Source organism: Bacillus sp. PK6-013, assembly GCF_054161445.1.
On record NZ_CP096417.1, the window covers coordinates 1228527 to 1252659 of the forward strand.

General features: G+C 46.1%; 21 protein-coding genes. 19 read left to right on the top strand and 2 right to left on the bottom strand.

The features are described from left to right. Positions 1–374 precede the first annotated feature (374 nt). The 9 genes from citZ to coaE all read left to right on the top strand — a co-directional run bounded on the left by citZ (position 375) and on the right by coaE (position 11924). Positions 375–1493, top strand: coding sequence for a citrate synthase (citZ, locus tag M1E03_RS06255; protein WP_026579085.1), 1119 nt, complete (start codon positions 375–377; stop codon positions 1491–1493). Positions 1494–1659: 166 nt separating this feature from the next. After that, positions 1660–2931: an NADP-dependent isocitrate dehydrogenase gene (gene icd, locus M1E03_RS06260; RefSeq protein ID WP_023855485.1), complete on the top strand. Its 1272-nt coding sequence runs from the start codon at positions 1660–1662 to the stop codon at positions 2929–2931. 47 nt (positions 2932–2978) lie between these two features. Then, positions 2979–3917 (top strand): malate dehydrogenase, encoded by a 939-nt coding sequence (mdh, locus tag M1E03_RS06265; protein WP_020452553.1) that lies wholly within the window; start codon positions 2979–2981, stop codon positions 3915–3917. 329 nt (positions 3918–4246) lie between these two features. Then, on the top strand, positions 4247–4969 hold the full coding sequence (locus tag M1E03_RS06270; protein ID WP_020452552.1) for a response regulator transcription factor: 723 nt from the start codon (positions 4247–4249) through the stop codon (positions 4967–4969). Then, positions 4962–6707: a two-component system histidine kinase PnpS gene (gene pnpS / locus M1E03_RS06275; RefSeq protein ID WP_216919799.1), complete on the top strand. Its 1746-nt coding sequence runs from the start codon at positions 4962–4964 to the stop codon at positions 6705–6707. The genes M1E03_RS06270 and pnpS overlap by 8 nt, the downstream gene beginning before the upstream one ends. 255 nt (positions 6708–6962) lie before the next feature. Further along, complete coding sequence (gene polA, locus M1E03_RS06280) at positions 6963–9602, top strand: DNA polymerase I (protein WP_145930148.1); 2640 nt, start codon at positions 6963–6965, stop codon at positions 9600–9602. A gap of 18 nt (positions 9603–9620) precedes the next feature. Further along, positions 9621–10448, top strand: coding sequence for a DNA-formamidopyrimidine glycosylase (gene mutM, locus M1E03_RS06285; protein WP_023855481.1), 828 nt, complete (start codon positions 9621–9623; stop codon positions 10446–10448). 220 nt (positions 10449–10668) lie between these two features. After that, positions 10669–11301 carry a sporulation membrane protein YtaF gene (gene ytaF, locus M1E03_RS06290; RefSeq protein ID WP_009329359.1) on the top strand — a complete coding sequence of 211 codons (633 nt, stop codon included), beginning with the start codon at positions 10669–10671 and terminating at the stop codon, positions 11299–11301. 17 nt (positions 11302–11318) lie between these two features. Beyond that, the gene (coaE, locus tag M1E03_RS06295) at positions 11319–11924 is read left to right on the top strand and encodes a dephospho-CoA kinase (RefSeq protein ID WP_145930149.1); all 606 of its coding nucleotides are present in this window, start codon (positions 11319–11321) and stop codon (positions 11922–11924) included. Between the two features lie 25 nt (positions 11925–11949). Here the strand turns inward: coaE and M1E03_RS06300 are convergent, their stop codons facing one another. Next, a complete protein-coding gene (locus tag M1E03_RS06300; RefSeq protein ID WP_195536473.1) occupies positions 11950–13434 on the bottom strand; it encodes a pectate lyase family protein in 1485 nt (494 codons plus the stop codon). Positions 13435–13687: 253 nt separating this feature from the next. On the opposite strand from M1E03_RS06300, the gene M1E03_RS06305 reads away from it, so the two are divergent. The 9 genes from M1E03_RS06305 (at position 13688) to thrS (ending at position 22740) form a co-directional block, all read left to right on the top strand. Further along, positions 13688–14710 carry a glyceraldehyde-3-phosphate dehydrogenase gene (locus M1E03_RS06305; RefSeq protein WP_020452546.1) on the top strand — a complete coding sequence of 341 codons (1023 nt, stop codon included), beginning with the start codon at positions 13688–13690 and terminating at the stop codon, positions 14708–14710. 235 nt (positions 14711–14945) lie between these two features. Then, positions 14946–15332, top strand: coding sequence for an adenosylmethionine decarboxylase (gene speD, locus M1E03_RS06310; protein WP_020452545.1), 387 nt, complete (start codon positions 14946–14948; stop codon positions 15330–15332). Positions 15333–15517: 185 nt separating this feature from the next. Continuing rightward, positions 15518–15910, top strand: a complete 393-nt coding sequence (locus M1E03_RS06315; protein ID WP_145654332.1) for a cytosolic protein — start codon at positions 15518–15520, stop codon at positions 15908–15910. Between the two features lie 16 nt (positions 15911–15926). Further along, on the top strand, positions 15927–16385 hold the full coding sequence (gene nrdR, locus M1E03_RS06320) for a transcriptional regulator NrdR (protein WP_020452543.1): 459 nt from the start codon (positions 15927–15929) through the stop codon (positions 16383–16385). Positions 16386–16501: 116 nt separating this feature from the next. Beyond that, positions 16502–17926, top strand: coding sequence for a replication initiation and membrane attachment family protein (locus M1E03_RS06325; RefSeq protein ID WP_023855478.1), 1425 nt, complete (start codon positions 16502–16504; stop codon positions 17924–17926). Between the two features lie 15 nt (positions 17927–17941). Then, positions 17942–18874 carry a primosomal protein DnaI gene (gene dnaI, locus M1E03_RS06330; RefSeq protein WP_458110796.1) on the top strand — a complete coding sequence of 311 codons (933 nt, stop codon included), beginning with the start codon at positions 17942–17944 and terminating at the stop codon, positions 18872–18874. A 38-nt stretch (positions 18875–18912) separates the two neighbouring features. Beyond that, positions 18913–19545, top strand: a complete 633-nt coding sequence (locus tag M1E03_RS06335) for a TVP38/TMEM64 family protein (RefSeq protein ID WP_026579089.1) — start codon at positions 18913–18915, stop codon at positions 19543–19545. Between the two features lie 77 nt (positions 19546–19622). After that, positions 19623–20465, top strand: a complete 843-nt coding sequence (ytxC, locus tag M1E03_RS06340; RefSeq protein ID WP_020452539.1) for a putative sporulation protein YtxC — start codon at positions 19623–19625, stop codon at positions 20463–20465. Positions 20466–20808: 343 nt separating this feature from the next. Next, positions 20809–22740 carry a threonine--tRNA ligase gene (thrS, locus tag M1E03_RS06345; protein ID WP_020452538.1) on the top strand — a complete coding sequence of 644 codons (1932 nt, stop codon included), beginning with the start codon at positions 20809–20811 and terminating at the stop codon, positions 22738–22740. A 31-nt stretch (positions 22741–22771) separates the two neighbouring features. Here thrS and M1E03_RS06350 read toward each other — a convergent pair whose 3' ends face one another. Further along, entirely contained in the window at positions 22772–23584 is an 813-nt protein-coding gene (locus M1E03_RS06350) for an HAD family hydrolase (RefSeq protein WP_268050686.1), read from the bottom strand. A 259-nt stretch (positions 23585–23843) separates the two neighbouring features. Between M1E03_RS06350 and M1E03_RS06355 the strand changes: the two genes are divergently transcribed. Further along, positions 23844–24071: a DUF3923 family protein gene (locus tag M1E03_RS06355; protein WP_095290822.1), complete on the top strand. Its 228-nt coding sequence runs from the start codon at positions 23844–23846 to the stop codon at positions 24069–24071. Positions 24072–24133: the final 62 nt, after the last annotated feature.

The window sequence follows — 24133 nt, forward strand, 5'->3', positions numbered from 1 at the left end:
GTCCACTTTTAATAAAAATCCCTTCCCAAAACCTCCCTCAAATAGATACAGAAGAATACATGATTCTACAAAGCTGTCGATTGATAATAAATAACTACGAACCCTTGATTTATAAGGCTTTGAAAGCATTTTTGATCAAAAACCTACAAATTTATCAGATTATTGTTTATAATATAAATATGCTTAATCTTTATTAAGCATATCGGAGTATCGAACGGTATATAGAAACGCACGATTGTTTTATTTGAAAAACGATTTAATGTAAGCATTTTCTTTTTGGATTGAAGAAGATGTATACAACATGCGTTGTTTTTGCTCCTAGGTTTTGGTTTAATTTTAAAAGGGGAAATTTTTTAAAAAAGGGAGAGATGAGTATGACAGCAACACGCGGCCTTGAAGGGGTAGTCGCCACTACATCATCAGTAAGTTCAATTATTGATGATACTCTTACATATGTAGGGTATAACATCGATGATTTGACAGAAAAAGCTAGCTTTGAAGAAGTTGTTTATCTGCTTTGGCATTTAAAGCTGCCGAACAAAGAGGAGCTCGCAGAGCTTAAAAAACAGCTTTCTGAAAATGCCGGTATCCCCAAAGAAGTGATTGACCATTTCAAATCCTACTCGAATGGAAAAGTCCACCCGATGGCAGCTCTTCGGACAGCCGTTTCTTTACTCGGACTGTTTGACGAAGAAGCAGATCAAATGGATGCGGAAGCAAACTACAGAAAAGCGGTGCGTCTCCAAGCGAAGATGCCTGCGCTTGTCGCTGCTTTTTCAAGAATCCGCAAAGGGCTCGAGCCGATTGAGCCGAATCCGGAACTCGGTTTTGCCGCCAACTTTCTCTACATGCTGAATGGAAAAGAACCTTCACCTGTTGAAGTGGAAGCGTTTGACAAAGCCTTGATTCTGCATGCGGATCATGAGCTGAACGCATCTACGTTCACAGCCAGAGTATGCGTCGCGACGCTTTCAGACGTCTACTCAGGGATCACGGCCGCAATCGGGGCCTTGAAAGGTCCGCTTCACGGCGGAGCAAACGAAGCAGTTATGAAAATGCTTTCAGAGATTGGCGAGGTTGAAAACGTAGATTCATATATTCACGCCAAGCTTGAAAAGAAAGTAAAGATCATGGGGTTCGGCCACCGCGTATACCGCCAGGGCGATCCCCGCGCAAAACATTTGAAGGAAATGAGCAGACGTTTGACGAATTTAACGGGTGAAAGCAAATGGTATGAGATTTCAGAGCGGACTGAGGAAATCGTCACGTCTCAGAAAAAGCTGCCGCCAAACGTAGACTTTTATTCTGCGTCGGTTTATCATAGCTTAGGAATCGACCATGATCTGTTCACGCCGATTTTTGCGATCAGCAGGGTATCAGGCTGGCTCGCTCACATTCTCGAACAGTATGAAAATAACCGACTGATTCGTCCGCGGGCTGATTACACCGGCCCTGACATGCAGACGTTCATTCCGATTGAAGACAGAAGCTGACCGTTTGAAAGGAGGCTGTTCGAGCTTTGTTCGGCCGGCCTCTTAACGGCTTTCTTAGGAAACAACGATTTCATGAATCTATGAAAAAACATGTTTGTCCCCCGCCAAACGGGGGAAACAAATGTTTTTCTATATTGAAGAATTACATATTATGGGAGGTTTTATTGTGGCACAAGGCGAAAAAATTACAGTCTCCGGCGGAGTATTAAACGTTCCAAACAACCCGGTTATCCCGTTTATTGAAGGGGACGGAACAGGTCCTGATATTTGGAGAGCGGCTTCAAGGGTTCTTGAAGCGGCTGTGGAGAAAGCGTATAACGGCGAAAAGGAAATCACTTGGAAAGAAGTCTACGCCGGGGAAAAAGCGTACAACAAAACAGGCGAATGGCTTCCTGAAGAAACGCTTGATACGATCCGCGAATACCTGATCGCGATTAAAGGTCCTTTAACAACTCCTGTAGGCGGCGGAATCCGCTCATTAAACGTAGCGCTAAGACAAGAGCTTGACCTGTTTACATGCCTGCGTCCTGTCCGCTATTTCACAGGCGTTCCTTCACCGGTTAAGCGCCCTGAAGATACGGATATGGTCATCTTCCGCGAAAATACTGAAGATATCTATGCCGGCATCGAATACGCGAAAGGCTCTGAAGAAGTTCAAAAGCTGATTTCATTCCTGAAAAACGAGCTTGGCGTTAACAAAATCCGTTTCCCTGAAACATCAGGCATCGGTATCAAGCCGGTTTCTGAAGAAGGAACGTCAAGGCTTGTCAGAGCTGCGATCGAGTATGCAATCGAGCACGGCCGCAAATCTGTAACGCTCGTCCATAAAGGAAACATCATGAAATTCACGGAAGGCGCCTTTAAAAACTGGGGCTATGAAGTGGCTGAAAAAGAATTCGGCGATAAAGTATTCACATGGGCCGAATACGACCGCATCGCTGAAAAAGACGGCAAAGACGCTGCAAACAAAGCGCAAAGCGAAGCTGAAGCGGCCGGCAAAATCATCATCAAAGACAGCATCGCTGACATCTTCCTTCAGCAGATCCTGACCCGCCCTGCCGAGTTTGATGTTGTGGCGACAATGAACCTGAACGGGGACTACATTTCAGATGCGCTTGCTGCCCAAGTCGGCGGAATCGGCATCGCTCCTGGAGCAAACATCAACTATGAGACAGGACACGCCATCTTTGAAGCGACACATGGTACAGCTCCAAAATATGCTGGCCTAGACAAAGTAAACCCGTCTTCAGTCATCCTATCCGGCGTGCTGCTTCTTGAGCATTTGGGCTGGAATGAAGCTGCCGACCTTGTGATTAAATCTATGGAGAAAACAATCGCATCCAAAGTCGTCACATACGATTTCGCTCGTTTGATGGACGGCGCGACTGAAGTTAAATGCTCTGAATTCGGTGATGAGCTTATCAAAAATATGTCTTAAACGGCTGTTTTGGGGTAAAACAACAACAATTAAAAGGGGTAGAAAACATGGGAAAGAAGCGAAATAAAGTATCTGTCATCGGAGCGGGCTTTACAGGTGCAACAACTGCGTTTTTAACGGCTCAAAAAGAATTGGCTGACGTCGTGCTAGTCGACATTCCGCAGCTTGAAAACCCTACAAAAGGGAAAGCGCTCGATATGCTGGAAGCGAGCCCTGTCCAAGGATTTGACGCGAATATTACAGGAACGGCAAACTACGAAGATACGGCCGGCTCAGATATCGTCGTCATCACGGCGGGAATCGCAAGAAAGCCGGGAATGAGCCGGGACGACCTCGTGGCTACAAATGAAAAGATCATGAGGAGCGTAACGAAGGAAGTTGTTAAATACTCACCTGATTGTATCATCGTCGTTCTGACAAACCCTGTGGATGCGATGACATACGCCGTCTATAAAGAATCGGGCTTCCCGAAAGAGCGGGTCATCGGCCAGTCGGGAGTTTTGGATACGGCAAGATTCAGAACGTTTGTCGCTCAGGAGCTCAACCTTTCCGTCAAAGACATTACAGGTTTTGTACTGGGCGGACACGGGGACGATATGGTTCCGCTCGTTCGCTACTCTTATGCAGGCGGCATTCCGCTTGAAACGCTTCTTCCGAAAGACCGGATCGATGCGATTGTTGAAAGAACGAGAAAAGGCGGGGGAGAAATTGTCAACCTGTTAGGAAACGGAAGTGCGTATTATGCGCCTGCCGCTTCCCTGACAGAAATGGTTGAAGCAATCTTAAAAGACCAGCGCCGCGTGCTGCCGACTATTGCCTACCTTGAAGGCGAATACGGCTATGAAGGCATTTACCTCGGCGTTCCGACGATTATCGGCGGAAACGGTCTTGAACAGATCATTGAACTTGAACTGACTGAAACAGAAAGAAGTCAGCTTGATCGATCCGTTGAATCAGTCAAAAACGTCATGAAAGTATTATCATAATGAAAACAGCAGGAAGGCTTTATACAAGCCTTCCTGTTTTTGAATGCGATCTTTTTTTACATAAAACCATATGAAAATCAAGACATAAACACGGGCTGTCAGCATATACCTAATCATAATCATCTGCCCGGACATTTTCATTCTTTTTTCTGGAAGCATTCCATCGCTTAAAACAGCGGTTTATTGCCGAAAAAGAGAGATTTTATGCAAAACACTGAAAAATCAAATTGTCGAACGGATAGGCTTTCGTTAAAATAGGAGTGAAAACGTTTATTTAACAAAAGATAGAGAAAGAGATGTCGGGGAAATCTGAAGCCTGGAGGCATGTCATGAGCAAAAAGATATTAGTTGTAGATGATGAGGAATCGATTGTTACCCTTCTAAAATATAACCTTGAACGGTCGGGCTATCATGTGGTGACGGCCATGGACGGAGAGGCCGGCTTATTAAAGGCGATTGAAGAGAAGCCGGATCTGATCGTGCTCGATCTGATGCTTCCTAAAATGGACGGCATTGAAGTATGCAAGGAACTCAGACAGAAGAAGCTGATGTATCCGATTTTGATGCTGACCGCTAAGGATGATGAATTTGATAAGGTGCTCGGTCTCGAGCTGGGTGCCGATGACTATATGACGAAGCCGTTCAGCCCGAGAGAGGTGACGGCAAGGGTCAAAGCGATTTTAAGAAGAACACAGACGCTGTCCGTTCATCCGGAGGAGACGGAAGAACCGGATGCAGGCGAGCTGATCATAGGCGAATTGAAAATACTGCCAGAACATTATGAGGTTTACTTTCAAAACGAACGCCTCGAGCTAACGCCTAAGGAATTCGAACTCCTTTTATATTTGGGAAGGCATAAAGGGAGGGTGCTGACGAGAGACCTTCTCCTCAACGCTGTCTGGAACTACGACTTCGCGGGGGATACGCGCATCGTCGATGTCCATATCAGCCATCTTCGCGATAAGATCGAAAAAAATACGAAAAAACCGGAATACATTAAAACAATCAGAGGTCTTGGCTACAAAATGGAGGAGCCGAAGCTGAATGATTAAATTCCGGACCCGGCTTTTAGCTGCCCTGCTGACGCTTTTGATTCTCGTATTTGCTTCACTCGGTTTTCTGCTCGTTCACTTGTTTCACTCCTCATACGATGCCAAACTGAGCAGCCATATTGAAAAAGAAGCCGCTTTGGTCGCTTCATTGGCAAATCGTGAAAACATGAAGTCTTCGGAGCAAGGAGCCATTTTAGAGAAGGCAAGCCGTGAACTGGACAGTCATGTATCGCTGGTTGATACAAAAGGTCAGGTTCTTTTTCATTTTGGGGGCCGTGCAGAAGATCAATCCGTTATCAAAGAAGCGCTTGAGTCGGATTTAAACGGTGAAGGAGGAGGCTTCAGAATCAATCCGGATGACGAGTCCGTTTACCGTTACGTGCAGCCGCTGAAAGAAGACGGGAATGTGAATGGATATATTCTGATCAGCACTCCTGTCGATTCATTGCAAGATATCAATCAAAAGATCTGGATTCTCCTCGGCGTGAGCCTTGGAACGGCCTTTTTAATCATCGCCGGGCTTGGGGCGAGAATAACCTCTCAATATACGAATCCGATTGAGTCTGCGACACAAGTAGCGATTGAGCTTGCCAAAGGAAACTATAAAGCAAGAACTTTCAACGAAGATGAAACGATGCTGAGCCAGTCCATCAATATGCTGGCGCAGAACCTGCAGGACATGACAAGAGCACAGGAAATGCAGCGCGACCGTCTGCAAACCGTCATCGAAAATATCGACTCCGGTCTGATCTTAATCGATGGAAAGGGTTATATTCACCTTGTGAACCGCGCTTATCAAAAGCAATTTCACGTAGAAGCCGATCAGCTTCTTTACCATTTCTATCACGAAGTGCTCGAACACGAAGAAATCATTAATCTAATTGAAGAAATTTTTATGACGGAAACAAAGGTCCGCAAAATGTTTAAACTGCCGATCAAAATTGAAAGAAGGTATTTTGAAGTCGACGGAGTTCCAATTATCGGCATCAATGATGAGTGGAAAGGCATCGTTCTCGTGTTCCATGATATGACGGAAAGAAAGCAGCTTGAAGAAATGAGGAAGGACTTTGTCGCCAATGTCTCCCACGAGCTGAAAACGCCGATTACATCGATCAAAGGGTTCACCGAGACGCTTTTAGACGGAGCGATGAACGAAAGGGAGACGCTGCTGCAATTTCTATCGATCATCTTAAAAGAGAGCAGCCGTCTGCAAACGTTGATCCAGGACCTGTTGGATCTGTCGAAAATCGAACAGCAGAACTTCACCTTGAATATTCAAAATTGCAATATAGGTGAAATCCTCGCTGAAATTGGGATGCTTTTGAAGAATAAAGCGGAGGAAAAAGGAATCACCTTGACCCTGGAAAAGCCGGAGATGCCAGCCGTTGCTTCTGGGGATCCGCACAGACTAAAGCAGATCTTTTTAAATTTGGTGAACAATGCCCTCACATATACGCCTGAAGATGGAAACGTAACGATTTCGGCTGATGTACTGGAAAATGCAGTGCAAGTCAAAGTGAAGGATACGGGCATCGGGATCAAGCGGTCCGAAATCCCGAGAATATTCGAACGCTTCTACCGGATCGATAAAGACAGGAGCAGAAATTCAGGAGGAACCGGTCTCGGCCTTGCGATCGTCAAGCATTTAGTCGAAGCCCATGACGGTGAAATCGACGTCGAAAGCGAGCGGGGGAAAGGCACCGAATTCACGGTCCGCTTAAAACGCGCATCCGAGTAGCTTCATTTAGCAAACTTTACAAAGGCTTAACAACTTTTATATATATGGTTAAAACTTGGCTGATAGGATCATTAGTGAACCCCTTCATCCAAGGAGCCATATGGACGGACGCGATCAACAGCGCGTCCCTTTTTTTATTTTTCTGCGAAATCACTCTCATTTTCCTTTCAAAATGAACTTTGCTAAAATAAAATAAGCAAATATGATCACGAAGTTGAATGGAAGCTGACGAATCGGCTCCTTAGGAGGATAAAGATGACTGAAAGAAAAAAACTAGTATTGGTTGACGGAAACAGCCTGGCTTACCGCGCGTTTTTCGCTCTGCCTCTTCTCAGCAATGAAAAAGGGATACATACAAACGCTGTGTACGGTTTTACCACGATCTTAATGAAGATGCTTGAAGAAGAAAAACCGACCCACATGCTCGTTGCTTTTGATGCGGGGAAAACGACATTCAGACATAAAACGTTTAAAGAATATAAAGGCGGCAGACAAAAAACGCCGCCCGAGCTGTCCGAGCAGCTGCCGTTTATCCGCGAGCTCCTCGACGCCTATCAAATCTCAAGGTATGAGCTTGAAAACTACGAGGCCGATGATATTATCGGCACCCTTGCCAAGTCAGCGGAAAAAGACGGATTTGAAGTGAAGATTTTTTCAGGCGACAAAGACCTGACACAGCTGGCTACAGAAGGAACGACGGTCGCCATCACGAAAAAGGGCATTACAGATGTTGAATACTATACGCCGGAACATGTCCGGGAAAAGTACGGACTTACACCTGAACAAATCATTGACATGAAAGGGCTGATGGGAGACTCATCAGACAACATTCCAGGTGTGCCGGGCGTCGGCGAAAAGACGGCGATCAAGCTTTTGAAACAGTTCCATACAGTAGAGGAGCTGCTGTCGTCAATAGACGAAGTCAGCGGAAAAAAACTGAAAGAAAAGCTTGAAGAATTTAAAGAACAGGCATTGATGAGCAAAGAGCTTGCGACAATTACGACAGAAGCGCCGCTTGAAGTCACCCTCGATTCCCTCGGATACGAAGGTTTTGACAGGGAAGCGGTCGTCAAGATTTTTAAAGATCTCGGTTTTAACTCTTTGCTCGAAAGGATTGGCGAAGAGCCGGGAGAAAAAGAAGAAGAACAGTTTGAAGAGATCAACGTCACGATCAAAACAGACATCACGGATGATTTGTTTGCGTCACCGGCTTCACTCGTTGTCGAACAGCTCGGCGACAATTATCATGAGGCGCCGATTCTCAGTTTTTCGATCGTCAACGAACATGGCGCTTTCTTCATCCCGGAAGAGACGGCCGTTCAGTCGGACCGTTTTAAAGAGTGGGCCGAAGACGAGTCGAAAAAGAAATGGGTGTTTGATGCAAAACGCGCGGCGGTCGCTTTGCGCTGGCGGGGCATCGAACTGAAAGGCGCAGAATTTGACGTTCTCCTTGCGGCCTATATCATCAATCCGGGACACGCCTACGACGATGTTGCAAGCGTTGCGAAAGAACACCAATTACACATTGTCGCGGCAGATGAAGCGGTCTACGGAAAAGGCGCGAAACAGGCGGTGCCGGATGAGAAGGAGCTTGCAGACCATTTAGCCAGAAAAGCGAAGGCGATATCGCTGCTCCGCGAAAAGCTCCTTGATGAATTGGAGAAAAACGAGCAGCTCGATCTGTTTGAAGCGCTCGAAATGCCCCTCGCCCACATTCTCGGTGAGATGGAATCGATCGGTGTCCAAGTCGATGTCGACAGATTGAAAAAAATGGGGGAAGAACTGTCCGCCAAATTAGCGGAATACGAGAAGAAAATCCACGAGTCAGCAGGTGAAACGTTCAATATCAATTCTCCAAAGCAGCTCGGTGTGATTTTGTTTGAAAAACTCGGGCTGCCTGCCGTCAAAAAAACAAAAACGGGCTATTCGACTTCAGCCGATGTGCTGGAAAAACTGCGCGACAAACACGTCATTATCGAAGATATTCTGCACTACAGACAGATCGGCAAGCTCCAGTCCACATACGTCGAAGGGCTTTTAAAAGTAATCAAAAAAGACAGCCATAAAGTGCATACCCGCTTTAATCAAGCTTTAACACAGACGGGAAGGCTCAGCTCAACCGATCCCAATCTGCAAAATATACCGATCCGTCTTGAGGAAGGCCGCAAAATCCGGCAGGCGTTTGTCCCTTCGCAAAAAGGCTGGCTCATATTCGCTGCGGATTACTCCCAAATCGAATTGAGGGTTCTCGCCCACATTTCAAAGGATAAAAATTTGATTGAAGCGTTCACGAACGATATGGACGTTCACACGAAAACGGCGATGGATGTTTTTCATGTATCAGAAGAAGAAGTCACCCCTGCGATGAGGAGGCAGGCGAAAGCCGTCAATTTCGGAATCGTCTACGGAATCAGCGACTACGGCTTGTCGCAAAACCTGGGAATTACAAGAAAGGAAGCGGCCGCGTTTATTGAGCGCTATTTCCACAGCTTCCAGGGAGTTAAAGAATACATGGAAGAAACCGTTCAAGAAGCGAAACAGAGGGGCTATGTGACGACTCTTTTAAGCCGGAGGCGGTATATACCGGAATTGACGAGTCGGAATTTCAATCTGCGCAGCTTTGCCGAACGGACGGCAATGAACACGCCGATCCAGGGAAGCGCCGCAGATATCATTAAAAAAGCGATGATCGACATGGCGGACAAGCTGAAAGAAAAAAATCTCCAGGCAAAACTGCTGCTACAGGTTCACGACGAATTGATTTTTGAAGCGCCTGAAGATGAAATCAAAGTGCTTGAAAAACTGGTTCCGGAAGTAATGGAACATGCATTGGAGCTCGATGTTCCGCTGAAAGTGGACTGCGCTTCAGGGCCTTCATGGTACGATGCAAAATAGAGAAAAGGAAGTGATGATGTGCCGGAATTACCAGAAGTCGAAACGGTCCGGCGCACTCTTGCCGGGCTTGTAAGAGGGAAAACGATCGATGCGGTTGATGTCAGATGGACAAAAATCATAAAACGTCCGGAGGAGCCTGAGGAATTCGCAAGGCTCCTGGCCGGTCAGACGATTCAGTCGATCGGAAGAAGGGGAAAATTCCTGTTGTTTCATCTTGATGATTGTGTCATGGTTTCCCATTTGAGAATGGAAGGAAAGTACGGGCTTCATCAAAACGATGAACCCCTTGATAAACATGTGCACGTCATTTTCAGGTTCACGGACGGAAGCGAGCTGCGCTACCGGGATGTCAGAAAGTTCGGCACGATGCATTTGTTTAAGCCGGGAGAAGAACTGACGGAGCTGCCTCTCAGGCAGCTCGGTCCCGAACCTTTCAGCGAGGAATTTACAGCCGGTTACTTAAGAGAGCGCCTGAAGAAAACAAACCGCTCAGTGAAAACCGCACTGCTCGATCAGCGGACAGTGGTCGGGCTGGGCAATATTTATGTCGACGAGGCTTTATTCAGAGCCGGTATCCATCCCGAGACAACAGCGAACAAGCTCACAAAAAAACAGACGGTTCTTCTTCATGAAGAGATCGTTCAAACGTTAAAGGAAGCTGTTGAAGCAGGGGGAAGCACAGTCAGATCTTACATCAATTCACAAGGTGAAATCGGCATGTTCCAGCTCAAACTTTTCGTTTACGGCCGGAAAGATGAACCTTGTAAAAAGTGCGGATCTCCAATTGAAAAAACAGTCGTTGGCGGAAGGGGCACGCATTTTTGCATAAAGTGCCAGAAAAAATGACAATCGCATAAAAGGGACAACAGCAAGCCGTATCATGGTTCAAGCTGTCGATGCATACGCTCCATATAGCTGTTAAAAGCAAGCTTTAAGGTGTGATGTTTCTTTTTCGGGTAAACAACACACGGATGGTTTTCTTCTTTCATATATATAAGAAGCCTAGAAAGCTGCCTTTAGGCTGCATGACTTAACCGCTCGCATCAACAGAAAGGAAGAGCCTGATATGATGTTTGCATCTTTCTTGCTGCTGGCATTTGCCGTCAGCTTGGACAGTTTTTCAGTCGGATTTACTTACGGATTGCGAAAGTTGAAAATCCCATTTAAAGCGATTTTGATTATTGCTTTTTGCTCTGGTGCCGTGATGTATATTGCCATGATGATCGGAACCCTTTTGGCGAAATTCCTGCCCGTTGTCGTAACAGAAAGGCTCGGAGCCGTCATATTAATGGGGATCGGCGCATGGGTGCTGTATCAGTTTTTCAGGCCGGAGAAAGAACAGGATCTCGTCTTCTCTGAAAAAACGCTCATCAACCTTGAATTGAAATCGCTCGGAATCGTGATACACATTTTAAGAAAACCGACAAGCGCCGACATTGATAAATCAGGAATCATTACCGGTATAGAAGCTTTCCTTCTCGGTTTCGCCCTCTCTATTGACGCGTTCGGAGCAGGGATCGGCGCGGCTGCGCTCGGCTTTTCCCCTGTACCGATGAGCATTACGGTAGGCATCATGAGCTCATTGTTCGTATTTTGCGGAATACAGGCGGGGCGATTTTTATCGAAATGGAACTGGATGGATAAACTGACCTTTCTTCCCGGTATATTGCTGATTATGATCGGCATCTGGAAACTGTAAGAAGGAGGTGCAGGCCTTTGACATTGGTCATCGGGTTGACCGGAGGGATTGCCAGCGGCAAAAGTACTGTCGCGCAAATGTTCCAGCAGTGCGGCATCACAGTCGTCGATGCGGACGTGATCGCGAAAGAGGCCGTTGAACAAGGGATGCCCGCTTATCACAAAATCGCAGAGACATTTGGTCAAGGCGTGCTGCTTGAAACAGGCGGTATCGACCGGAGAAAACTTGGAGAAATTGTTTTTACTAACGAAGAAAAGAGGATGCAGTTAAATGCGATCGTCCATCCGGAAGTGAGAAAAATGATGATCAAACAGCGCGACGAAGCCATCCGGGCCGGTGAACGGTTTGTTGTTCTCGATATTCCGCTTTTATATGAAAGCGGGCTTGAACATTTGACAGATAAAGTGATCGTCGTCTGGGTGCCGATGGAGCTTCAGCTTGAGCGGCTGATGAAAAGAAACCGGCTCACTGAAGACGAGGCGCTGAACAGAATTCACGCCCAGCATTCTCTTGACGAAAAAAAGAAAAAGGCAGACGCGGTGATCGATAACAGCGGCAGTCTGAAAGATACAGAAGTGCAGCTTCATCAGCTGCTTGATACATGGTCAAATATTGAAAAGTGAGCGCGAAATTGCGCTCACTTTTTTATTAGTCGTTTTTAAACTGGCTGTAATTCGCATAATACAGCGCGGTGCGTTGTGCACCTGCATACCGTTCGGCAAAAGCTTTGGCATTGCCTGCCTTCATCGTCCGATAGCTGTAGTTGGATGAAGGTTTCCAGCTTGTTTCAGGCGATTTCTGTCCTTTTATCGCCGGATATGATCCGACATCTTTAAATGAGCCGTCTCCGTAATCATCAAGTATGCCTTTCTCGCTGCCCGTACCGAAGTAATTGGCTTCAGAATAAATTTTGGCCAATGTCGTTATCGTGAAGCCTAGATGGTAATTGTTGATATAATTGTTTTTCACATGAAAATGGCCGTAACGCATCAACCCGGGCGCCCTGACATAGAGATTCTCAAAGCGGTTGTGGCTGATTGTCATCCGCGGATATCCATTATATATACTGTGGTATTGCTTGTCATCTTGAGGCCAGCCGAGAATCAAGCCGTACCTGTGGTCTGTGAATGTGCTGTGAGACAGTGTGACGTAATCGGCTTTAGCGCCGATGTATAAGAGCTTGTCGAGATCGTGACCGTTTGCTGAATAGCTGTGGCCCTGGAATGTGACATGGTCAATCCAGTAATTCCTCGAATCTGTAATGTAAACAGGGATGTCGTTGTTTTCATTTATGAATGCATCATGTGCAATGATCAGATTTTTGAAAATCACGTTGCCTGAGTCCGTTTTTGTTTTAAAGTAAATGTTGTTCAGCTTATGTTTTTCATACGAGCCGATGATTGTTTTATTGGCACCCACCGTCAATACCGTTTTGGCTGAAGCGCCGATATTGCTGGAGACGACAATGGTGCGGGGCGTTGAACCTCCAATATTGGCTTTCAGTTCGCCCAGATTGTTGACATAGACGACTTTTCCAAGCAGGCCGCCGGTTGTGCCTGTTTTCTGCTTGCCATTCGTTTCCTTTGCATAGCCCGCGAAACCTTCGAGCCCGTCGCTTGGAAGCTTCCACTTTTGGACGGAGCCGCCTGTATATTTGGCAAGCTTCACTCCGTTGCCGTCCAGTGTCAGGGCAAGGCTGTTGTTTTGCGCACTGACGATTTTATACGTGATAAAGTCTCCGTTTCCGTCTTTGTCAGCCCCGATAATATTCCACAACTCTTCTTTTCGTGAATTGTCATAGTAGACTACAGCGGGATTATTGTTTGACAACGCGTAATGGGAAGGGATGATAATTTTGCCGTTATCCATATTTCTGATTTTGAACTGTTTGCCGTCAGACGTATCCAGCCTCCATCTTTCTGCTTTTTCCCCGCTCATCTGTTTTGCTGTTAGCGGTGCATTATCTTGATTCCCGGCGGGCGTGATGTTTATGCCTGATAAGCTTTCCAGCCTGATCATCTGTTTCGGATAATCTTCGTTCGCCGCGGAAGCGGCTGCTGTTCCTATAAAAAAATAAATGCCGGCCGCAGCCAAAAAAGAAATGATAAAATATATGTTTTTGGTCAGTTTCATGGTTGTCCTTTCTTGAAGACACTGCCTTCTGTCGTGTGAAAATTTGGCGCCGTTGGAAATTGTAGCACTAAAGATGTATTTGAAATATATGCTTTAATGCCGATTTTTTCTAGTTCTTTGTTCATTGTTTCACAAAAACCGCGTAAATTTGCTGTAAAAGAAACAAATGGTATGGCTAATTAAAAATAATGTGTTATACTTATTTTGAATAAATCATGATGTGGAATGACATAAAATAAGGGGTGCATATTTGATGAAAGTGAAAGTTGCGATAAACGGATTCGGCCGGATCGGCAGAATGGTGTTTAGAAAAGCGATGCTTGATGAACAGATTGACATTGCAGTGATCAATGCGAGCTACCCTCCGGAAACGCTCGCTCATTTAATAAAGTATGACACAAATCACGGCCGATATGAGCTTGATGTAAACGCTGGAGACGATTGCCTGTTCGTTAACGGTAAAAAGGTCATGCTGACCAATCAGAGGGACCCTAAACTTCTTCCGTGGGCGCAATACGGAATCGACATCGTCGTAGAAGCGACGGGGAAATTTAACGCGAAGGAAAAAGCGGAAGCTCATATTGAAGCCGGCGCGAAAAAAGTTATTTTGACAGCGCCGGGGAAAAATGAAGACATCACAATCGTGATGGGCGTCAATGAACGCGAATTTGATGCGGAGCGTCATACGATTATTTCAAACGCTTCCTGTACGACGAATTGTCTCGCTCCTGTCGCAAAAGTGCTTGATGATGCATTTGGCATTGAAAACGGCCTGGTGACCACTGTTCACGCATTTACAAATGATCAAAAAAATATTGATAATCCGCACAAAGACTTGAGAAGGGCGCGCGCCTGCGGTTCTTCGATCATTCCGACAACGACAGGCGCCGCGAAAGCGCTGTCACTTGTCATGCCACATTTAAAAGGAAGAATGCACGGCCTGGCCCTGCGCGTTCCCGTCTCAAATGTGTCACTCGTTGACCTTGTGGCTGATTTAAAAAGCGATGCGACGGCAGAAGATATTAATGAAGCGTTCCGAATGGCGGCGGCAGGCTCGATGTCCGGGATCCTCGATGTATGCGATGAACCGCTTGTCTCATCCGATTTTAATACGAATCCATACTCGGCGGTGATCGACAGCCTTTCAACAATGGTGCTTGAGAACAGAAAGGTGAAAGTGCTCGCATGGTATGACAACGAATGGGGATATTCGTGCAGGGTTGTCGATTTAATCAGATACGTGGCTTCAAGAATGAAACACCCTTCGGCTGTATAAAATAAGAGCATGGACGGATAAAAAATAAATACCCCTTAACCATCAAATGATAAAACCGCCTTGCAAAAAATATTCAAACAAAGTATACTATTTTTCGTGAACTTCTAGTTCGTGAGCGCTTCGGCATTACTTAAAGGGTTAGGACCTCTCCGGACTAACTTTCCCCCGTGGTAAATGACCGGTTCAGTTGCTTGGAAATTCACTTTTCTAATTCTTGTTAAGGGGGGTCCATGCTATGGAAACAATGGGGCGTCACGTTATCTCCGAACTGTGGGGATGCGATTTTGATAAGCTGAATGACATGGATTTTATTGAAAAAACGTTTGTAAATGCGGCACTGAAGTCAGGTGCTGAGGTACGTGAGGTAGCCTTTCATAAGTTTGCACCTCAAGGTGTAAGCGGGGTTGTGATCATTTCTGAATCTCACTTGACCATTCACAGTTTTCCTGAACACGGATATGCCAGCATTGATGTTTATACTTGCGGAGATTTAGATCCGAACGTAGCTGCCGATTATATCGCAGAAGAATTAAGAGCAGAAACAAGAGAGAACATTGAAATACCGAGAGGCATGGGACCTGTTCAGGTGAAACAGGCCAACGCCAAAGCACAGGCACTTTAATGCCGATAGAGGAGCTGGATGAAAAAGCGGACACCGCTTTTAAAATCCGCTCCTTTTTCTTTCCTCTCGCGACAATCCCCGAAACATATTCTCCCCGGCATTCTCTTGCCCTAATTTGTTTTCCCTTGGAAATCAACCATTTTTTTAATAAAATATAGAGAAGAAAGACAAAGGGGACAGGGGATATGAGTCTTTTTCAAAACATTCACCGGTTTTTTTCTACACACGCCGAAACGTCTGACCGCCATCCTTCGGACGAGCTGAAGAGCCGCTATTATAAAGCGGCGTCAAAAGAAACGCTCAATGCTGTAAAGGAAGTGCTGGAAGGCCTTGACGGCTGTAAGGTGACATCGGTGTCGGAAGAAAGAGGAGAAATCAGCGCCGAGGTGAAAAAAACGAGAAAAGCTTTTGTGGTGGCGACAGTCGTGTCGATTCGCCCTTTTGATACAGCGGTGGATTTTAATGTGTCAACGGAAACGTTTTTGCCGACCGATTTTGGCTACAGCCGCGGGCTTGTCTCGACGCTATACAGCGAACTGGACGGAAAGCTGCAGAAATCTGTACATTCAAACAATTGAATAGGGAGCTGAAAAAATGAAATGTCCAGCATGTCAGCATAACGGGACGAGGGTTTTGGACTCCCGTCCCGTTGACGAAGGCAGATCGATTCGCAGAAGACGCGAATGCGAATCATGCAACTATCGATTTACTACATTTGAAAAAGTGGAAGAAATTCCGCTCATCGTCGTAAAAAAAGAAGGAATCCGGGAAGAATTCAGCCGCGAGAAGATGCTCCGCGGTTTGATCAAAGCGTGCGAAAAACGCCCTGTCGCCTTAAAGCAACTTGAGGATATTTGCTTTGAAATTGAAAAAGAGCTTAGAAATCAAGGCGTTGCTGAAGTGAAAAGCGATATGATCGGAGAAATGGTGATGGACCGGCTTGCGAAAATCGACGAAGTCGCATACGTCCGGTTTGCTTCAGTATACCGCCAATTTAAAGATATTAACGTATTTATCGACGAGCTGAAAGACTTAATAAAGAAAGAACGGTAAAGAGCTGTAAATTAATCCAGCTCTTTTCTCATGATAAAACCACGGTCGTGTGACATGAAGGCCTGAAAAAGGTGTAAAATGAGGACAAGAAACAAAGTGGAAGGTTGACAAAAGATATGAGTAATTATTGGAAAGACTTGCTTCCTGTCGATCCGTACGTTGTCAAAAGCTGCGGATTGCTTCAGGACTTGGACCGGCAAATTGTCACGCTATTGTATCAGCCTCTAATCGGCTCTTTTTCATTCAGCTTGTTTCTCACGCTGTGGGGGGAACTGGAGCAAAACAGAGTCTGGGGGAAAAGCTCGACTCACAGACAGCTGATGGCGGCGATGCAGACCAACCTGAAGACGATTCACTCAGAGAAGGAAAAGCTTGAGGGAATCGGACTGTTGAAAACTTATATGAAAGAAACGGAAGACGAGCGTTTGTTTATATATGAATTGATTCCGCCGCTCAGACCGGATGAGTTCTTTCAGGACGGCATGCTGAATGTCTTCTTGTACAACCGCGTCGGAAAAGCGAGGTTTCAGCAGCTGAAAGAATACTTTTCCCACCCGTCTGTTCCCGAAGAAGCACGGGATATCACCCGTTCTTTCAACGAAGTTTTTGCATCTGTCCAGCCGAGCGAATGGAAGATGTCTGACGATATGATCGAAGCGATGGAGCTTCGCGAAGATCGTGAATGGATGAAAGAAGGGAATGGCAAACCGGCGGCGGTCACAGACGACGCCTTTGACTTTCAACTGTTTCTCGCCGGTTTATCCGACACGCTTATTCCGAGAAAAGCGCTGTCAGACCAAGTGAAGGAAACGATTAAAAAGCTCGCCTTTCTCTACGGGATCGAACCGCTTCAGATGCAAAACGTCGTCATGTCAGCCGTTGATGAGCACGATACGATCACGACAGAAGCGCTCAGAAAAGCGGCGAGCGACTGGTATCAGATCGAGCGCAGCGGCCCGCTTCCGGAGCTCGTCGACAAAGTGCAGCCGATGAATCTCCGCGAACAGCCGAATCAACAGTCGTCAACGAACGCCAAGGAAGACAATTTGATCGCTTTGCTTGAGCAGGTATCGCCGAAAAAGCTGCTGCAGGATATCGGCGGCGGAGCGGAACCATCCAAAGCCGATCTGAAAATTATAGAAGAAATAATGCTTGACCAAAAATTAGAGCCCGGCGTCATCAATGTTCTGATTTATTATGTCATGCTGAAAACCGATATGAAGCTTTCGAAAAATTACACCCAAAAAATAGCTTCTCACTGGGCCAGAAAAAACGTTCGCACGGTTAGAGAGGCTATGAAGCTTGCGAAAGAAGAAAACCGCCAATATCTTGAATGGGCGGAAGGGAAGAAAAAGCCTTCCCGGAACAAGAAAGTCATCAGGGAAGAAAAGCTGCCTGACTGGCTTCGGGAAAGTGACGAAGCCGACAGTAAACCGCTCGAAACAGAGCCGGCCGGTTCCGTAACGAGAGAAGGCTTTGACCAACAGAAGCAGAAGCTGCTCGAAGAAATAAAAAAACTGAAAAACCATTCCGCTCTTTAATGTGAGGTGAAGATGATGGAGCCGATTAAACGCGCTTTGCAAGGCGTGACGACGAGACCCGATTTTCAAAAACGCCTTGAAGATATGAAAGAAAAAGTGCTCTCTGACAAGGATGTTCAGGAGTTTTTAAACAGCCGCCAGTCAGAAGTGGATCAAGGAATGATCGACAGGAGCCTAAACAAGCTTTATGAATTTACACAGCAAAGCAAAGCATGCCAAGACTGCTCGAGTCTGAAAGAGTGCAAAAACCTGATTCAAGGTTATCATCCAAAGCTTGTGATGAACGGAAAAACGATCGATGTTCAATATGACAGGTGTCCGGAAAAAAAGGCAGCGGACGAGAGGGAAAGACAGCGGTCGCTGATTAAAAGCATCTATATTCAACAGGATCTCTTGAATGCTACGTTTGCCGATATTGACGGAGATGATCCGAGCAGATTAAAGGTCCTTCAGCTTGTGACAGGCTTTTTGCATGACTATAACGAAACGGGAAAGGGAAAAGGCATCTACGTCTACGGGAAGTTCGGGGTCGGAAAAACCTTTATGCTGGCCGCCATCGCCAACGAGCTTGCGGCAAAGGACCATCCATCCATTCTCGTCTATGTCCCCGAATTTGTCAGGGAACTGAAAAATGCGATACACGATCAGTCGCTTGAAGAAAAGCTTGAGATGGTCAAGTCTACGCCGATTCTAATGCTCGATGATATCGGTGCGGAGTCCATGTCAAGCTGGGTGAGGGATGAGGTGCTTGGCGCCATCCTTCAGCACAGAATGTCTCATCAGCTGCCGACGTTTTTCTCTTCCAACTTTGACCCTGATGAACTGAAACACCATTTCACCTATTCGCAAAGGGGCGAAAAAGAAGAGGTGAAAGCGGCAAGGCTGATGGAGAGGGTGCTGTATTTAGCGACACCTGTCCGGCTGGACGGGAAAAACCGACGTCAGTAATCACATGATCCCGAGCTTCAATTACGGAGATGAAGAAGATGCAAAAAAGAACCTTGGCCAAATGGACGGTTATCGCCGTAATCGCGGCGGCCGGACTATGGTTGAATGCGAAATATCTGAATCTGAGCCCCGCTCATATAAGAGAAGGCGTCTTATCCTTCGGGATTTTCGCCCCGCTCATCTATATCGGATTATTGATGATCCGGCCGTTTTTGCTGCTACCTGCTTCCGTTTTCGCCGTCAGCGGGGGCCTCGCATTCGGTCCGCTGTTTGGCTCTTTGTATTCTTTTATCGGTGCGGCGGGCGGTGCATTTTTGTCATTCGCTGTTGCATACAGGCTCGGCGGAAACCTTCAGCACATGCCGCTGAAGCTTGACAGCCTGCGGACGCTTTTGCGGAAAAACGGCTTTTTCTGCATTCTGCTCTTGAGGCTCGCGCCGATTCATTTTGACGCGGTTAGCTATGCGGCAGGCGTGTCAAAAGTGAAGCCCCTGTCGTTTGCCCTGGCGACGGCTGCGGGCATCATTCCGGGCACCGTTATTTTAAATGTGCTCGGGTCAAGCCTCTTGACCGGCGACATCATAGCAATTGCAGCTACAGCGGCAATTTACTTGATATTCATTACCGTGCCTCTTTTGTTCAGAAAAAAAGTGCAGGCGCTCCTCGATTAAGGGCTCATCCTTTTTTTACGTCTATTTTATTTGTCACCCCCATATACATGTATCAGATGTTGTTAGGGGGGACAAACATGCTTGAAATTACATTTGAAGATGATTATGATACAGCCGCGTTTTTGCATCTCCTTCGCAATGCGGATGCGAACCGGCATATCAAGATTCACGAAGCACCAGGGAAGATCGGAATTGAAAAGACCCATTCCTCTGTCAGTATTCAGGCCTATATTGAGCCGGTTCTGACGAGATTTTTTACAGAATGCAAAGAAGACGAATACATGCTTTCGGTTATTGAAGGCGATTATTACTTTTTGGACCGGGATGAACAGCAGCAGATTCTTCAACTGGCCCACAGCATTATGGAGGGCGAACTTGAAGGGCTTCCTCTCAACAAGGACGACACCCCTCGCGAACATTACATCATTCAGGAGCTCCAAACGATTTGTCTTGAGGAAAACGTCTTTTCCATTCGGTCTTTTATGACATTTCGCCTCGGGAGGTATTATGAACGCCTCAGGTCTTATGTGGAGGCGGCAATTGACGAGTATAAAATGGAACAGGAATATCAGACATTCATTCAATCGCTGAGAGACTACGTCATGTCGAAAGAGCCGATGCTTGACCATGTCCGCATTGTGCACGACGGTTATTTTGTATTGTGGGAATTAAAGTATATTTCTGAACGGGAACAAAAAAAATACATAGACAGGCGGTTCGTAAGAGAACACCCGATGTATATTGATTCCCATCTCCTGGCTCCGCTCGTATCGATTGCGCCGGAAAAAATAGACCTCTATACAGAAGACCGGGAACACGCCATGGTTCAGACCATTCAAAATATTTTTCAGGAGCGCGTACGGATTCTTTCGCTTGACGCCTTTCATCCGCGAGAAAACATTTTGGAAGAGCATTCTTGATTTTGTGTGAAAAACGATTTATAATACGATGTAAACTTAAAGATATTATGTATCGATAAGGACATGAAAAGATGAACACCGGTTTGACAGAGAGGGAGACCACGGCTGAAAGTCTCTTAAGCCAAGGAGCATTTTTTTACCGCCTTTGAACATCAGTTGTGAACGGCAATGTGTCTAGTAATGACTGACGGGACTTCCCGTTACAGAACCGAAAGCCGAGAGCGCGACGGGTTTTTTGCGTTTTCGGGAAAAAGGGTGGAACCACGAATTCCGTTTATTAATCCTCGTCCCTTTCATAGGGGGACGGGGATTTTTTATTTTGTAAAAAAAAGGAGTGACTAGGATGTCAGATATGGTAAAAATCAAATTTCCTGACGGAGCGGTTAAGGAGTTTGCAAAAACGACGACAACAGAAGATATCGCGGCATCAATCAGTCCCGGCTTAAAGAAAAAATCAATAGCGGGGAAATTAAACGGCAAAGAAATCGATCTGCGCGCACCGATCCTTGAGGACGGCGCCATCGAAATCATTACAGAAGGCAGCGAAGAAGCGCTTGAAATCATGCGCCACAGTACTGCACACTTAATGGCCCAGGCGATCAAGCGCCTGTATAAAAACGTGAAGCTTGGCGTGGGTCCGGTCATTGAAAACGGCTTCTACTACGATGTGGATATGGAAGAAGCGCTGACTCCGGAAGACCTTCCGAAGATTGAGAAGGAAATGAAAAAAATCGTTGGCGAAAATCTGCCGATCGTAAGAAAAGAAGTCAGCCGTGAGGAAGCCAGAGCCCGGTTTGCCGAAATCGGCGATGATTTGAAATTGGAACTGCTTGATGCGATTCCGGAAGGTGAAACGGTATCGATCTATGAACAAGGCGAATTCTTCGATTTGTGCCGCGGTGTTCACGTTCCTTCGACAGGAAAAATCAAGGAGTTCAAACTGCTGAGCCTTGCGGGAGCATACTGGCGCGGAGACAGCAACAACAAGATGCTCCAGCGCATTTATGGTACGGCTTTCTTCAAAAAAGCGGAGCTTGATGAGCATCTTCGCCTCCTTGAGGAAGCAAAAGAACGCGACCACAGAAAGCTCGGAAAAGAACTGAAGCTGTTTGCGATTTCGCAAAAGGTAGGGCAAGGGCTGCCGCTTTGGCTGCCAAAGGGTGCAACCATCAGACGCGTCATCGAGCGCTATATCGTTGACAAAGAGCTTGCGCTCGGCTATGAGCACGTGTATACACCTGTCCTTGGCAGCAAAGAACTTTACGAAACGTCAGGGCATTGGGATCATTATCAAGACACAATGTTCCCTCCGATTGAAATGGACAATGAAACATTGACGCTTCGACCGATGAACTGTCCGCATCATATGATGATTTATAAAAACGACATTCACAGCTACCGTGAACTGCCGATCCGGATCGCGGAGCTCGGAACGATGCACCGCTACGAAATGTCAGGCGCTCTCTCAGGTCTGCAGCGTGTTCGCGGGATGACTTTGAATGACGCGCACATTTTCGTCCGTCCCGATCAAATTAAGGAAGAGTTCATCCGCACTGTCCGCCTGATTCAGGAAGTGTATGAAGACTTCGGCCTTGAGCAGTACTCATTCCGCTTGTCTTACCGCGACCCTGAAGATACAGAGAAATATTACGATGACGATGAAATGTGGAACAGAGCGCAATCGATGCTGAAGGAAGCGATGGACGAGATCGGACACGATTATTACGAAGCCGAAGGGGAAGCGGCGTTCTACGGACCGAAGCTTGACGTTCAGGTCAAAACAGCAATCGGAAAAGAGGAAACACTGTCAACTGTACAGCTGGACTTCCTTCTTCCTGAAAAATTTGATCTGACATATGTCGGAGAAGACGGAAAACCTCATCGTCCGGTCGTCATTCACAGAGGTGTCGTTTCCACAATGGAACGGTTTGTCGCTTTCTTAATTGAGGAGCATAAAGGCGCATTGCCGACATGGCTTGCCCCTGTTCAGTTCCAGGTCATCCCTGTATCGCCGTCCGTGCATCTTGACTACGCCAAAAAAGTTCAAGAGCGCCTGCAGCGTGAAGGACTTCGCGTTGAAGTCGATATCCGTGACGAGAAAATCGGCTATAAAATCCGTGAAGCACAGATGCAAAAAATCCCGTACATGCTTGTCGTCGGCGACCAGGAAGTTGAAAACGAAGCCGTCAACGTCCGCAAATACGGAGAGCAAAAATCAGAAACAGTTGCCTTTGCAGACTTCATTAAAAAAGCCGTTGCAGAAGCAAAGAAATAAACGAGAAAAAAGCATGATTCCCGCTCGGGAGTCATGCTTTTTTGCTTAGTTTATCGGCTGTTTTTCCGCGGAGGATATCGAACAGTTCGCTCAAATGGCTGATTTCGTGATCGGGTGTAAGGTCAGTTTCATTCTTTTTGCCTTTGCGGTTGACCCAGACGGTTTGAATGCCCGCTCTGGAAGCCCCGAGAATGTCGGTGTTCAAGTTGTCTCCGACCATCACGGCATCATCCTTTGTCATGCCGAGGAGGTTGAGGCAGTGTTCAAATATGCTTGGATCAGGCTTTCCTTTTCCGAATTCACCGGAAATGACGATTTCATTAAAATAAGGAGCAAGTTCCGGTACGCCTGCCAACTTTTCTTTCTGCAGGCTCGGATCGCCGTTTGTCAGCAAAAGAAGCTCTACTTTTCCTTTCAGTTCATCTAAAACGGCAAATGTTTCTTCATACACGAAAGGGCTCTTTCGGCGCACTGCGGCGAAATATTCGCCGAGTTCTTCCCCGAAGGCGGGATTGTCGATGCCAAACGCCTTCAATCCGTTTGTCCATGCGTTTTTTCTGTATTCAGGAACAATTTTGTTCAGTTTTTGAAAGCCTTCGCTGATCGGCTCGCTGAAGTTTGACCACAGGCCTTCAAATGGGTTGATGCCGATCATGACGGTGTATGGATATGTTTCATAAGACGTGTAAAGCTTTCGCGCTGCTTCGCGGACCGCTACTTCAAATTCTTCCGCATGGATTCCGTATTTTTCTTCAGCTTTAAGACACGTTTTGGAAAATGCTGTGCTGACGCTTTTTTCATCCCAGAGCAATGTATCGTCTAAATCAAAAAATACGGCTTTCATGATCTTCTCCTCTGCCATTAATTTATAGAATTCTCTTATTTATTTTACAATAGATCAAATGGATGTGAAAGAAATGAATTTAAGAATGTGATGTAATGCAGTGTCAAAGTGTGAAAGCTTCTCGAATATGATAGAATGAAACGGGTTTCTATTGTTTGGTAATGCAGGGGATTTTTAAGATGCATCTTATGTTCGTGATAACGGGCTCACATGCGGACAGAAGAAGCAGATACAGTGTAGAAATGGAAGGAATGGTTTTGTGAAAAAACGATGGATATTTTGGTGGATTTGCAACTTATTTTGGATGGCCGTTTTTGTAATGGGGACGGCTCTCGTGTGGCTGAGAGATGTTGATGGCGCCGGTGTTACTCAAACGCCTGAGCTTAAATTAATAGCGTTTATCGTTTTATTGATTGCATTTATATTTCCATTCATTATTCAAGTTGTGTGGCTGATTGTTAATTTGAAAACGGGTAGCAGCAAATAAGGTAAAGGCAGCAATTGTTTGCTGCCTTTTTTATTTTGTAAAGCATGCCGCGTCAAAGTGTG